The following is a 13,756-nucleotide window of genomic DNA, read 5'->3' as shown; positions in this document are numbered from 1 at the left end:
GCCTTAAACGCACCTAGTTCGCGGAGGCATTTTTTGTTTGGTCACAACAACAAGTAGAAAAAGGAGAGGATTGTGTTTCAGAGAAATAAAAAGCGACTGTTAAAAATTGGGGCAACGGCCGTCGCCCTCGGCATTTTGTTCATTCTCAGCAGCAAACCCACTTACGCCCAAGACACCTCGGTGGACGCGCTGGTGATACAGATCGACACCATCTGGCTGTTCCTGGGTTCGGTGCTAGTCTTCTGGATGCAAGCGGGCTTTGCCATGGTCGAGAGCGGTTTTTCACGCGCTAAAAACGCCGCCAACCTGCTCATGAAAAACCTGATTGACTTTTCGGGCGGCGCACTGCTCTTTTTTGCGGTGGGCTTTGGCCTCATGTACGGCTCCTCGGCGGGCGGCTTCATTGGCACCTCCAACTTTTTCTTAACGGAATTGGACCCGGCGGCCTTTGATGCCTATAGCTGGGTAGATTTTCTCTTCCAGCTCATGTTTGCGGCTGCCGCTGCTACCATTGTCTCTGGGGCAGTAGCCGAACGACTCAAATTCAAATCTTACTTGATTTACAGCGTCGTAATTACTGGCTTCATCTACCCCATTTCTGGCCATTGGCATTGGGGTGGCGGCTGGCTGGCCGAGCTGGGCTTTGTCGATTTTGCTGGTTCGACAATTGTTCATGCTGTGGGCGGTTTTGCGGCTCTGGCAGCGGCCAAAGTTTTGGGGCCGCGCATTGGCAAGTTCAACAAGGATGGCAGCAGCAACACGATTCCTGGCCACAGCCTGACGCTGGCCGCATTGGGCGTCTTCATTTTGTGGATGGGCTGGTTTGGCTTTAACGCAGGCAGCACGCTGTCTGGCATGAATCCTGGCATTGCCTTTGTGGCTGTAACCACAACGCTGGCGGCTGCGGCCGGAGCCATTTCGGCACTGCTGGTCAACTGGCTAAAAGTGGGTCATCCCTCCACAGAGATGGCGTTAAATGGTGCCTTGGGGGGCCTGGTCGCAATTACGGCCGGTACGGCGAACGTAACGCCAGTAGGTGCCATCCTCATTGGCTTGATTGCGGGCCCAGTGCTGGTTTACGGCATTGATTTTGTAGAGCGCATTTTGAAAGTAGATGATCCGGTTGGTGCCATAGCAGTGCACGGTCTAAACGGCATGTGGGGCACAATTGCGGTTGGTCTTTTTGCTTACCCAGCTGCCGGAACGCTGACAGACATGGGTGCCATTGCGGGTTTGTTCTACGGCGGTGGCTTTGCCCAGTTGGGCATTCAGCTGCTTGGCACGGTGGTTATCTCTGCCTGGGCGTTTATCACGATGGGCACCCTATTCTACCTCATGAAAGTGACCATTGGCATTCGCGTCTCTCCCGAAGAAGAGATCGAAGGGCTGGACATTTCAGAACATTTCACCACCAGCTACCCAGAATTTGGGCCGTCGGCTAAGGATGCCGTGGCGACTGTTGGCGATTAATCATCTGGTGAGTTGTAAAGAGTAATGTTGATGTAGCTGGCGGACGGCAAAGTGCTATCCGTCAGCTACAGGAGTGGTCTTATGAGAATTACACTTGAACGCAATACGGCCGTAAACGCAGACCAGGTGCCATATCTTGCCCGTGTGGAAATAATCACCTCCACGGTTCATGCGGGCAGCATCTTTGAAATCCCCATTTATGTGGCCCACCAAGGGACGCAAAAGCAATTTTACGTAAAATTGCTGGGCGTTCGGCTGGAACGCGAACATCCCAGTGAATTGCTTGCTCCTATTCAGGAGCGGCTTGTCCAGTTGATTCACCTGGCTCGGCTGCCAACTTACCTGTTTATTGCCCGTCGCGCCCGAGGAATTTATCCGGTGTACACAATCGGCAGCGAGGTGACGGCCACCACGCCCGGTGGCCCCATCTTCCGCCATGTGGAGCTGGCCAAGGTGCGGGAATATCTGACAGATTATTTACATGATGCGGGTATTTTGGGTGCAGCTGGCCCTAGCGACAAGCTGCACGTGCGTGGGGTGAATATGCACACGCTGGCTTTGCGACGGCCGTTGTTTTACCTGAAAAAGCGCGTACCTGGCGAAGTTGATTTTTGGGCACCTGTATTTGAATCGGGGGATGGCCAGAAGATTTACGCCTATGCCGCCGATGAGCGGCGTGAAGTTGTAAAAAGTGATGGGCGTGAAGTGATGCTTTTGTGCGAAGCGGTGGCAACGGCTCTGTTAGCAGACGGCCGTTTACAACAAAATTACGATCTCCGAGCCGACCGCCTCTTTCCCGACCAGTGGGACGCTTTGCAAGGCTTGTTAAAAGAAGATCCGCCCATCACGGTAACCGGGGTGGCCCTTCCCTGCTATCGGGACGATGCAGTTTGGCTAGCCGTCGAGTCACGCCTGGAAGAAAATCGTTTTGGTTTGTATCTAGGTCGGACCAAAGCTGAGCTGGAGCAGCGCATCCTCGCAGACTTCCTCCGCAGAGAGCTGGTGCCTGCTTAATTAGTCCCACCCAGCAAGCTATCCAGGCTTTGGGGATTTGCTTTAGGGATGACGATGACGCCAGCAGAATCCATCTCGTCATTCTCCGCTGCTGATGGTTCAATGAGTGCGGCTTGCTCATGAGCGACTAACTCACCATTGCACTGCAACGGCCGTACCCGAAATGAACGTAGCTGGTCAGATGTTTGCCAAACCGCCTTTTGGGCTAACCCAGACGCAAGCTGGGTAGAAAAGGCGGAATCATTTTGGGGCAAAACGGCCGTTGTGGGTGCCAATGTTGGCTTTGTCTTTGGGCATAGCTGGGACCAATCCGGCTGGATAATATGAAACTTTTCCGGGGCGTTTTTGTACTGCAAGGCAGCGCGATAGCTATCTTCGTCCATCGTGAGAATGCCCTCAGCCAGGGTGAATGCCGTAAAGAGCAGCGGCAACCCCGCATTCCGACTGCGTAGCTGCGTAAAAAAGCTGAACGCATCCCTCTGAAACAATACATACACCTTTTTGCCGCGCAGCCAGCCGAGCACCGTGCTGCCCAGCAGCAGCAGCAGGCTTGGCCGTGTAAACCCTTGCGTGGAATAAAGTAGCAAATCATTTTGCTTGAGCAGCCGACTAATCTTGCCTAAAAAGGTTATAAAGCTGCCGCTCTGCTGGCTGTCAAAATTGTCCTCCGGCATTTTAATGCTTGCCACGGTAAGGCCAGCCCTTTCCATTTCCAGGCAGAAGGCTTGGTTGATCATCGTCTCCTCATCGGCGGTGGGGCTAAAAACACCTAAAAACAGGGCACGGCCAACCTGAGGCAACACATCCAGAATGCGCTGGTTTAGCGGTGCGGGCTGGCTGCTAAGGGGCTGGCTCACAAATTGGCCACTCAGCCCCTTGCCCTTGCGAATAATGGTTAACCCCAAGCCCGTGTCAAAATAGTCACCCACCCGGCGCGGCCGTTCTAGCATGAAGGCGTAATCTGGCACAAACGACTGCCCCATACATTGCAACGGCCGTATCACCAACGACGCCCGCGAAAGCAAATAGGTAATCTCGGCGCGGCAGCACTCTTGCCACACAAAATATTGCTCCTCTTGCAATCCGGCAATCTCATGCACATTCACCCCGGCTTCTGGTATGATGACAAAACTAGGGGATTGCAGACCGTACCAGCGTCGCACCAAAGCCACCGCTTCACTGCGCAAAAAACGACTCTCTTCAGAGACAAACAGCAACACCAACGATGGATTGCTCTCGACAAACGCTGCCAACTCGGGCTGCTGCAATGGGGTTTCAGGCCACGGTAGATACGGCCGTTGCACCACACATTTCTCTTCTGCCCCACCCAGCAACACAACTGTCTCTGCCACCGTCTCATTACCGCAATAAATGATGCTGGCCCAGCGAAAGCAAAGGCGCAGCAGCGGCTTCCCCACATGATGGCTTCGCAATGGCCCAAAGAACGCAAACAGTTCAGGATGAATGGTAACATCGACAGCACTACCGCGTAGCCAACCAAGAAGTAGTGCAAAAAACAGGTAGAAGATAGATGTACGATCGTACCCATGCGTTAAATAATGAATACGTTCTGCACCGCGAGCCGCCACAAAAAGCTGCCGCAAAAACGCCATAAAATGACTGCCCCCAGCCTCATTCAAAACCATCATATCGACAATTTCAGTCTGATCGTCCGCCGCCTGATGTTTTTCTGCCAGAGTTAAGTTGTAAAGTGTCAACGCATCAAATGGTGGCGAAAACTCCCCGACAAGTACAACTTTCATTGGTTCCACCTCCTCGGCCGTTTTCAGTTTTGTTGTTCGTTACTTGTGACCAATTTGCTTAATCCTGCGCTAGCAGTTGCCATTGCGCTGGCCGGAAATACCGTTTTAGTTTTTCAAAAGGCAGAACCAACACGCCAAATGCCAAAATAAAATGCACAATGGCAAAGACAATAATCTCGTTGCGGGTGGGGGCGCGCCCAATGCGAACCGCGATATGCGTCACCCACTCCCATCGCTCCGGGAAAACCCAGGTAGGGTCATAATTCACCGTAAAATAAGCCAAATCCTCAATGCCAGAAACCATAATCAAAAGCAGGGCAATAGATAGCCGGAATGTTTGATTGCCATTGGCACCACCCAGCCGGTACGCCAGCACAAAACACAAAATGATGTATGGCGCGGTTATGAGCAGAATGTTGTACAACTCTTCAAACGCCCCTCTATGGAAAATGATCTTGGGAATCAGATAGGTAAAAAACAACAAGTAGCTGCCGATGATGAGCAAATATTGAAAATATTTGTTTTGCAGCACATCCCGCTTTACCGAGGCAATAGCCAAACTAGCAAATAGGAACGGCAGCAGTTTGAATAAAAAGATTCCCAAACTGCGCACCTCGCGCTCCTGGGGCAGCACAAACAGGATGATGCCTGCCAAGATGACAGCAATTACAAACGAAACGACGGCAACACTGTTTTCACGAACTTTATCCAGTAACATTTTTTTCAATTTCTCCATCTTTTGTAAAAACCAAAATGGATTTTGAATTAGAATGCTCTCAAAATTGGTTTTTACCTGAGCAGATCACATAGGCATTACGCTTCGGTTTTCAAAATCGCTTCTGTGATTTGCTTTGCAAGTCGAACGGGTTTTGTTGGGTAATTTTTTCTTGACCAGATACCTTCGCCAAAAAGGCACCAAATCGCTCCATGTGCGCCAGACGCGCCCATACTTCGGGGTCGAACAGGTAGCGGCCCACAGTAAGACCAAAGCCCAGCACGGGCAGCGGATCGCGCCAGGATAAAATGTCGAAATGCACATTTTCTCCAAAGAAGTCGAAAAAACTTGGTTGGAGCCTGAACCGCTCTGGATTTGATAGGAAGTGGAGGATGTCGTACGGCAAGAAAGAACGATTTATAACGCCGAGCTTGTAGGTGAGCACAGGGTCTACTTTTTCACCACGGGCTAGTCGGTAAAGCAAATGTGGGAAGTTGACTCCGGCATGGATGCTGGATTGCAGCGGCCCCCAAAAGCGGGGATTTACTTCCATGAGCATGGGGGTGCTGTTGCGCGGGTCTATCATGATGTCTGAGTTGGCAACGCCGTACCAGTTGTTGGCCTGGAGCAGTTGCACAGTCAGGTCTACCAAATCAGGTCGGTCAACGCTCATCTGGACGGTGCTGGCACCGATGCCTTCAAAGTGGGGGTGATGGCGGAGCTCTTTTTGGGTACAAACGGCCGTTAACTTTGAGTTCTCATCCATCAAGCAACAAACATGGTATTGCTCCCCCGGTGGAATCTTCTCCTGAATGAGTGGGAAAGGAAATTCCGCATGAACGTCAGCAAACAGCGTTTCCAACTCTGCCAAATTGTGAGCCACCTCGACCCCCCGGCTGGCCCAGTTGCCACGCGGTTTAATGACCACCGGGAACTTCAGGCCAATAACCTCTTCTGCCAGGCTGTTTGGGTTTGTGGGAAAGACGGTTTTGGGATGGGGAATGCCGATTTTTTCTGCCAGTTTCACCGTTTGCGCCTTGTCGCGGAAGACGCGATAGGTGGCGTTGTCTACAAACGGTAGCCTGGTGACCGCCTCAAAGTCGGCCCGACGGCTGAGAATAATATCCAGCGAGTCTTGTTCCATGGGCATAAGAACTTCATGGGGGTTTCGCGTGAGGTATTCCACCAGCGCGGCAACAAATGCGGCCGTTTTCTTGCGCGGCGATGGGTATTTGAAGCGATTGTCACAGTAGCGGGAGAGAAATGTGAGATTGCCCCTTGTCTCTTCCCCACAGGTGACGGGAACGCCTTCTTTGCCCAGGGCACGGGCCGCTGCCAGCGTGCGACGTATGACGCCATCCGTTAGAAAAACACGGCCGTTATTGGTAATGGTCAAGCGTTACCTCCTCAAAAATAAGCGTTTACAATCGCGCCAACATTTTATTGCTGTGGTTCGTTTTCTCACTCGCAAATGCCTACAAATAACCTTTGCTCAGACCTAGGCATCTGCCGCCATTTTGCTGACCATCAGTTGCCGAAACAGAGTATTGAACGGCCGTATACCCACCTTTAAACCGGCCACACGGTCTTCAAAAGTGGCCCCTAGCTGTCGCTTCAATACGTAAGAGGTTGGCCCCAAATCTAGCCGTTTAACGCCCAGCTCGATTGCTTTTCTCACAATTTCAATCATCAAATAGTGGTAGGCGTAGGATTTATGGGTCAACGCATAATTCATGCCGCTCCACTTTGCCACCATTTCACCACCGCTATGAAAAAGCGTAATACAAGCTGCTGGTTCCTGGTCTACGCAGGCAACCAACGCGCAAACTGTCTCTGGCAGTAAATAATCGTTGGCGCGTTGCAAAAAGTCTGGGCGATACAATAACACGTTGGCATGTTTCGCTGCCACGCCATACATCAGCCCCTCGATCTGCGGCCGCAATGATGATTCCAACGTCGCTTCATGCATCACCACGCCAGCCTCTTGGGCATTCTGACGATATGTTTTTACTCGTTTTCGTCGTTTGGCCGTCAGATGGCGCAGGTAATCATCAAAATTGTCCCAAACGATGTTGAGATAAGTGTCTTGAAGGATGGGCAATGTAACAAAGGCATGCTGCTGCCCAACAATACCCATTTCTGCTGAGAGGTTGCCTAAATAAGTAAAAGGTGCCCACCGCTGGCGCGACAGCTTCTCAATTTCTGCCAGGAGGATGGGAAGCCAAACGCCCGTTTCCACCTCCGGATGCAGCAGCAAGCCGTCTCGCAAGAACAGGGGCAGCACACATGCATACGGTGGCAGCCAGGCCAACGCCCGTGCCGCAACATTATGTAAAACTTTATTTTTCAGGTAAGCGGATAAATGGAAGTGCTGCTGCGGCAGGCAAACGGCCCCCGCGACCAACTGCTCCCCCTGCCAAAGCTGAAGATAGGTAGGCTCATAATCCAAAAAAACCAGCTCCAAAAATTTGAGCCAATAGACAGTGGTAAACGGCCGTTCCCCACACAACGCATCCCACGCTGCGCCATCGACTGCCTCAATAATCCTGTCTACCTGTACACGATACGTAAGCTCTGTCATAAAATCATTTGGTTCATAGTTTTGCCAACTGACGGGTCAACAAACCACGTAGCTCCGCCCGGATCAGCCCATTGGCGCACAGCACCAGCGCATAGCCAAGCAGTGCCAACCCCGTTAGCAGCGGCCAGGGCATCACCTGCCCCACTGCAAAAATGATCACCATTCCCCCAGCGGCCACCAATGGCGATGCAAAGCTGTTGCGCCAATCCAGGCGGCGCACGTCTTGCCAAATGAAGATCAAAAACAGGATGGCCAACAGGTTGGTTGTAATGGCATATGCCCAGGCTCCCCACAGCACGCCGCCTCGGCTGATTACCCAGGCGACAGCGGGCAGTGACAACAAGCCAAGCCACACGCCCCAGGCTGTGACGGTCTGCCGGTCGTTGCTTTGCAGCGTACCGTGCAAAAAGACGGTAATGAACAGCCCCGGAATGCCCAACGCCAGCAGACGCATCACCGGCACAGCGGGTAAATACGCCTCGCCGTAAAATAGCTGGATGATGGTTGGTGCCAGGGCAAAGAAGCAAATAGCCACGGGAAAGCTGATAATGTTCAAATAGCGAAGGGCGGTACGAATTGTGTGCTGAAGCTGCTGCTTATTGGGCTGCACGCCTTCACGAGAAAGATGAGGGAAAAGTGCATTCAGCACAATCATGGGCACGTTGGACGTGGCCAAAATGAGGAAATAGACGGCGTTGTACCAGCCAACGGCCGTTTCCGAATCAAACAAGTAAACCAACAGCGATGCTTGCCGATCAAATAGCAAAAATCCGGTGATGCCCAAGCTGAAGGGAAGCGTCTGGCGCAGTAATACACGCAGCCGGGAGGTGTCTAGACGATACTGTAACCTTCCTACTTGCTGCCGCAGCCATAAATGCCCCAGTAACGACGCCCCCCAAGCCCCAAAACAGTAGGCTCCTGCTACCCAAGTGGGGCTGTCGAACAAGCGAACGGCCGTAAACGCCCCCACAAAAATCAAAACCGCTTCCAGTGACACCAGCCAGGTTTGCCGCTCCATCCGCTCCAAGCCACGAAACACCGCACATTGAAACATCAAATGCGCGTGGCCCAGCCCGTAGCCAGCTAGCCATAATGTTAGCCAAAACGGGATGCGCGTTTGTCCGTTCAGCACCCAAACAATCAAAAGCCCAACTGGCACTGCCAGCAGCTTGATCAACGCGGCGTCCCCCAAGAAGAGGGTTAGCTCACCTTCGTGCCGAGCAACCCGGCGCACTACCAAATTCTCTAACCCCAGGTTCGCCACCAGGCTAAATAAAACAAAGGCGGTAAAGGCGAAGGAAAATTCGCCGAAGCGATCTGGGCCGAGCGCACGCGCCACAAACAGAGTGGTCGCCAAGCCAATCAGCCGCATAACGGCCGTTCCGACAAGCAGTGCCGCTAAATTTTTAGCTAACTGCCACATACATTCCCTATAAACGGCCGTGACCAAAGCCACATGCTGATTAGCGATGAACGGAGAGCAATTTCCAAATAAACACACTACCAATGGATTTTTTTGTTCGATTGCAGCCAGCTTTTGCTAGCTCTTCGCCAAAGCAAACGGGCGGTTGGTTCAGGGAGCAGGTGAAATCAGGGACAACCAAACTGCGTTTCTGGTTGAATCTGAGGGAAACGCCAAGCAGCGCAGGGATTCAAACCAGCGGCCGCAACCAAATTTCTTGCAGTTTTACAATGCCACTTCTTCCCAAATGTAGCAAAGCACAGCAAGAGCTTTGAAAACCAAAGCACGATTTCTCTGTGGTTTGCTCAAGTAAAAGCCAAATTATTTTTCGTTCAAGATGCTTCTTGGCTTTTACAATAAAGCGCGGCAATCTTATAGTATCTATGTTATATGTCAAGTAATGACGTTGCACTGCCGCGCCGCCTCGCCAAAGGTTGGCCATTGTTTTTTGGTCAATTTGCACAAGGGCATCCCGTATATTTTGCCACAGATCATCTATTTGACGAACCTATGCGCCACAGCTAAAATTGCTAACTTGTAAATAAAATAGTTGTTAAGGCCAAGACGCCCCTGCCCAGAAACCCCCAAAAGGCATTCTGAGCGGAGGCGTCTTTTTTGTTGGCAAGAGCCTGTACCAGCGACCTCCCGCAGGTTTTTGCCAGAAAGGCAAACAATTTATGAACCTGTGGGAGGTTCACGAAATAAAGGAATATTTTGAGGAGAACAAAATGAGTGGAAATAAAGCGAGATTAGATGCAATATCAGCAGTGATTAACTACAAGCCAATTTCTGAACCGCTGAACTTTGCTGAAACACCAACCAAAGAGTTATTTGCCTCGAACGTGTTTAGTACGGCCGTTATGAAGCAGCGCCTGCCCAAGCCCGTGTACAAATCCATCATGGGCACCATCCAAAAAGGGGCACCGCTAGATACCTCCACGGCCGATGTGGTTGCCTCTGCCATGAAAGATTGGGCTATTGAGAAAGGGGCTACCCATTATGCCCATGTCTTTTTCCCGCTCACCGGCCTTACCGCCGAGAAGCACGACAGCTTCCTTTCGCCCAACGGCGACGGCGCAGCCATTGCTGAATTCACGGGCGAACAGCTCATCCAGGGTGAACCAGATGGCTCTAGCTTCCCCACTGGCGGTATCCGCCCCACCTTTGAAGCCCGTGGCTACACTGCCTGGGATGTTACCAGCCCCGCCTACATTCTAGAAAACCCCAACGGCACCACCCTTTGCATCCCCACTGCTTTTGTCTCCTGGACTGGCGAGGCGTTAGACAAAAAGACGCCCCTGCTTCGCGCCATGAAAGCACTCAACACCCAGACACAGCGCGTCCTAGAGCTGTTTGGCGATGCAGATGGCAGCCTGGTGGCCTCCACTGCTGGCCCGGAACAGGAATATTTCCTCATCGACCGCAACTTTTTCCTGGCTCGCCCAGACCTCATGACCGCTGGCCGCACCCTGTTTGGTGCAGCCCCGGCCAAAGGCCAAGAGTTTGATGATCATTACTTTGGGGCCATCCCAGAGCGCGTACTGGCCTGCATGATGGAAACTGAGCGTGAGCTATACAAACTGGGCGTGCCGGTAAAAACGCGCCACAATGAAGTGGCTCCTGGCCAGTTTGAAGTCGCACCCGTCTACGAAAATGCCAACGTTGCCACTGATCACCAGCAATTGTTGATGATCATGCTTAAGCGTGTGGCAGAAAAGTATGGCATGGTTTGCATGACTCATGAAAAACCGTTTGCCGGCGTCAATGGCTCTGGCAAGCACGTTAATTTCTCCTTCGGCAGCCCGTCTCTTGGCAATCTACTCGATCCGGGCGATACGCCGCACGACAACGCCCGTTTTCTGGTTTTCTGTGCGGCGGTTATTCGTGCGGTTGACAAACATGCTCCTCTTTTGCGTTCTGTTATCGCCTCGGCAGGCAACGACCATCGCCTGGGCGCAAACGAAGCACCGCCAGCTATCATTTCTATCTTTCTGGGTGACCAGCTAACGGACGTGTTTGAACAAATAAAGGCGGGGGGAGCGAAAAGCTCAAAGGCAAAATCTACACTCAATATTGGTGTGGATACATTGCCGCCGCTGCCATTACACTCCGGCGACCGCAACCGAACCAGCCCGTTCGCCTTCACTGGCAACAAGTTTGAGTTCCGCGCGGTGGGCTCTAATCAATCTATTGCTACGCCGCTCATGGTGCTCAACACTATCATTGCCGAGTCCATTGATTACATTGCCACCAAGCTGGAAGCGGCGACGGACGGCGATGCCAGCAAGCTGGACGGAGCCATTCAGAGCTTGCTGCAAGACATTTTGGTGGAACACGGCCGTATCATCTTTAATGGGGATGGGTATTCAGAAGCCTGGCACAAAGAGGCAGAAGAAGATCGCGGCCTGGCCAACTTACGCACTTCCGTGGACGCAATTCCCGCGTTTGGCAGTGAAGCGGCCGTCGAGCTGTTCAAGAAGTATCGCGTCCTCTCCCCGCGTGAGGTAGAAAGCCGCGTCGAAGTGAAGCTGGAGCAATACGCGATGGCGGTGGCGGTTGAAGCCAAGCTCACGGCCAAAATTGCCAAGACGATGATTTTCCCAGCCGCAATTCGTTACCAAAGTGAACTGGCCATGACCTGCGCCAACCTCAAAGCAGTCGGTTACACCTTCGATACCAACACGCTGGACCGCATTACCGAACTGGTACGCTGCCTGCAAGACAGTACAGCCGAATTGGATATGACTCTGGCACATGAAGGTGCGTCCGTCTTTGAAGAGGCGGATCATGCCCTGAAGAAAATCATCCCAGCGATGAATGCCGTGCGCGAATATGCCGATACGTTGGAAAATATGGTGGCCGATGATTTGTGGCCGCTGCCATCTTACCAGGAAATGTTGTTCATTAAGTAACTTAAGCAACTGCAAAAAAGTAGCATGTGGACGGACTGTCACATGCTACTTTTTTGCTGCCGCCTGCGTTCTCTCCTCTTTCATTGCTATAATCCCTTCCATGTTTACTGCCCCATCTGCCCGCCCGCAAGCGTTGGGGGCACTGCGAGAAATCGCCCGCGCCCTTAGCACCGCCTGGGATTTAGACACGACGCTCAACCTTATTGTGCAAAAGACGACCGAAGTGATGCACGTAGATTCCTGCACAATTTACCTGCTGGACCCAGACGGCCGTACGCTGCGGTTACGGGCCAGCACGGGGTTAGCCAGCCGTGCGGTGGGCCGGGCCACCCTGAACGTTGGCGAAGGGATGACTGGCTTTGCCGTGGAGAGCAACGAGCCAATTTTTGCCCGAGATGCCCAGCACGACCCGCATTTTAAGTTGGTAGACGAGGCCGAGGAAACCCCCTTCATCTCCCTGCTGGCCGTCCCGCTACACATCGAGGCAAACTTGATTGGGGCGATGAATGTGCAAACCCGCACCCCGCACGATTTCAATGCCAACGAGGTGGCGTTGCTTTCGCTCATCGGGGATATTGCCGCGGGGGCATTGGCCAAAGCCCAACTTTATGACAAGCAAACGCGCCAAATTGAAGAGATGCGTGCTCTGGCGCAGGTGAGTGAAGTGGTGACGTCACCGCAATACCTGGACGACATTTTGGATGTGGTTACGGAAATGGCGGCTAAGATGATGGATACGGCCGTCTGCGCTATTTTTCTCCTCAACGATGCGGGTACCCACCTGGAACTCCGCTCGGCACGGCGCGACCAAACCGCCTATGAACACCGTCCACCGCTGCCGACCAGTGCGATCCACAGCGTCATCGGCACGGTGCTGCACACCGGACAACCCATTTATATTGGCAATGTGCAGTCCGACCCGCGCTACCAGGGGCAAGCGTTAGCCCGCCAGGAAGGGCTTGTATCATTGCTCTCAGTTCCGCTGAGCGTGCGCGACCGCGTGATTGGGGTATTTAACTGCTACACAACTGAGTCACGCCAGTTCACTACCGAGCAACAAACATTGTTTGCCACATTGGCGAACCAGACGGCTCTAGCCATCGAAAATGCGCGGCTGGTAACCAATACGGCCGTTGTTCGCGAAATGCACCATCGCATCAAAAATAATCTGCAAACGGTGGCCATGCTCATGCAGCTTCAGCTAGGAGATGCTGACCGACTGGACACCCGCGAGGTGCTGCAAACCAACATTCACCGCATTCGCAGCATTGCCGCCGTGCATGAGATTTTGTCTGAAAAAGGGTTCCGGCTGGTCGATGTGAAGGATGTGTTGGAGCGCATTACGCGCACAACGGCAGAAACAATGACCCCTCCCGGCCAATCTCTCACCATCCGCGTGTTTGGTGAGGCTCTAACGCTGCCTAGCAAGCCAGCCACCGCCATCGCCCTAGTGGTAAACGAACTGGTACAAAACAGTCTGGAGCACGCCTTTGGCGTCCAGTCTGTTCCCGGCCACATTGAAGTGTCGCTAGGCCGCTCGCCTGAACAAATCATCATCATCGTGCGCGACAACGGCCGTGGCTTGCCCACCAACGTTACCCCAGGGCTGGGACTAGAAATTGTAGAAACGTTGGTGCAGGAAGATTTGAACGGCCGTCTCAAATTCAATCGTCCTCCCAATGGCGGCACCGAAATCAGCCTCCGCCTCCCCCGAACCATTGAGCAGGAAATTGGATGAAGAATTTATACAAAGGAACAAAGGCAGGAAGGAACACAGTGGAGTGAACCCTTTGTTTCTTGGTTTCTTCGTCCCTTCGTAATAAAAATTTATTCACACCA

9 protein-coding genes are annotated in these 13,756 nt (G+C 52.6%); 4 read left to right on the top strand and 5 right to left on the bottom strand.

What is annotated here, in order from left to right:
- Window positions 1-72: 72 nt before the first annotated feature.
- Together ACOQPU_RS18330 and ACOQPU_RS18325 are read left to right on the top strand one after the other, a co-directional pair.
- Window positions 73-1,470, top strand: coding sequence for an ammonium transporter (locus tag ACOQPU_RS18330; protein WP_420641279.1), 1,398 nt, complete (start codon window positions 73-75; stop codon window positions 1,468-1,470).
- An 81-nt stretch (window positions 1,471-1,551) separates the two neighbouring features.
- Window positions 1,552-2,484: a hypothetical protein gene (locus tag ACOQPU_RS18325; protein WP_420641278.1), complete on the top strand. Its 933-nt coding sequence runs from the start codon at window positions 1,552-1,554 to the stop codon at window positions 2,482-2,484.
- Here ACOQPU_RS18325 and ACOQPU_RS18320 read toward each other — a convergent pair.
- From ACOQPU_RS18320 to ACOQPU_RS18300, 5 genes are all read right to left on the bottom strand, one after another.
- Window positions 2,481-4,247, bottom strand: a complete 1,767-nt coding sequence (locus tag ACOQPU_RS18320) for a hypothetical protein (protein WP_420641277.1) — start codon at window positions 4,245-4,247, stop codon at window positions 2,481-2,483. The genes ACOQPU_RS18325 and ACOQPU_RS18320 overlap by 4 nt on opposite strands.
- A 58-nt stretch (window positions 4,248-4,305) precedes the next feature.
- The gene (locus ACOQPU_RS18315; protein ID WP_420641276.1) at window positions 4,306-4,974 is read right to left on the bottom strand and encodes a hypothetical protein; all 669 of its coding nucleotides are present in this window, start codon (window positions 4,972-4,974) and stop codon (window positions 4,306-4,308) included.
- 100 nt (window positions 4,975-5,074) lie between these two features.
- Window positions 5,075-6,358 (bottom strand): ATP-grasp domain-containing protein, encoded by a 1,284-nt coding sequence (locus tag ACOQPU_RS18310; protein ID WP_420641275.1) that lies wholly within the window; start codon window positions 6,356-6,358, stop codon window positions 5,075-5,077.
- Window positions 6,359-6,460: 102 nt separating this feature from the next.
- Window positions 6,461-7,543, bottom strand: coding sequence for a GNAT family N-acetyltransferase (locus ACOQPU_RS18305; RefSeq protein WP_420641274.1), 1,083 nt, complete (start codon window positions 7,541-7,543; stop codon window positions 6,461-6,463).
- A 13-nt stretch (window positions 7,544-7,556) separates the two neighbouring features.
- On the bottom strand, window positions 7,557-8,966 hold the full coding sequence (locus tag ACOQPU_RS18300; RefSeq protein WP_420641273.1) for a flippase: 1,410 nt from the start codon (window positions 8,964-8,966) through the stop codon (window positions 7,557-7,559).
- A 767-nt stretch (window positions 8,967-9,733) separates the two neighbouring features.
- Between ACOQPU_RS18300 and ACOQPU_RS18295 the strand changes: the two genes are divergently transcribed.
- Complete coding sequence (locus tag ACOQPU_RS18295) at window positions 9,734-11,917, top strand: glutamine synthetase III (protein WP_420641272.1); 2,184 nt, start codon at window positions 9,734-9,736, stop codon at window positions 11,915-11,917.
- Between the two features lie 100 nt (window positions 11,918-12,017).
- Entirely contained in the window at window positions 12,018-13,655 is a 1,638-nt protein-coding gene (locus ACOQPU_RS18290; protein ID WP_420641271.1) for a GAF domain-containing protein, read from the top strand.
- Window positions 13,656-13,756: the final 101 nt, after the last annotated feature.

The organism is Candidatus Leptofilum sp., assembly GCF_965223285.1.
Taxonomy (GTDB): domain Bacteria; phylum Chloroflexota; class Anaerolineae; order Promineifilales; family Promineifilaceae; genus Leptofilum.
Note: the sequence above shows the minus strand (reverse complement) of the source record. Positions and strands in the feature narration are given on the sequence as shown.

Bases quoted from the DNA above. Each gene is read 5' to 3' on its own strand.
- ACOQPU_RS18325 (WP_420641278.1), top strand. From the start codon at position 1,552: ATGAGAATTACACTTGAACGCAATACGGCCGTAAACGCAGACCAGGTG.
- ACOQPU_RS18320 (WP_420641277.1), bottom strand. From the start codon at position 4,247: ATGAAAGTTGTACTTGTCGGGGAGTTTTCGCCACCATTTGATGCGTTG.
- ACOQPU_RS18305 (WP_420641274.1), bottom strand. From the start codon at position 7,543: ATGACAGAGCTTACGTATCGTGTACAGGTAGACAGGATTATTGAGGCA.
- ACOQPU_RS18300 (WP_420641273.1), bottom strand. From the start codon at position 8,966: ATGTGGCAGTTAGCTAAAAATTTAGCGGCACTGCTTGTCGGAACGGCC.
- ACOQPU_RS18295 (WP_420641272.1), top strand. From the start codon at position 9,734: ATGAGTGGAAATAAAGCGAGATTAGATGCAATATCAGCAGTGATTAAC.
- ACOQPU_RS18290 (WP_420641271.1), top strand. From the start codon at position 12,018: ATGTTTACTGCCCCATCTGCCCGCCCGCAAGCGTTGGGGGCACTGCGA.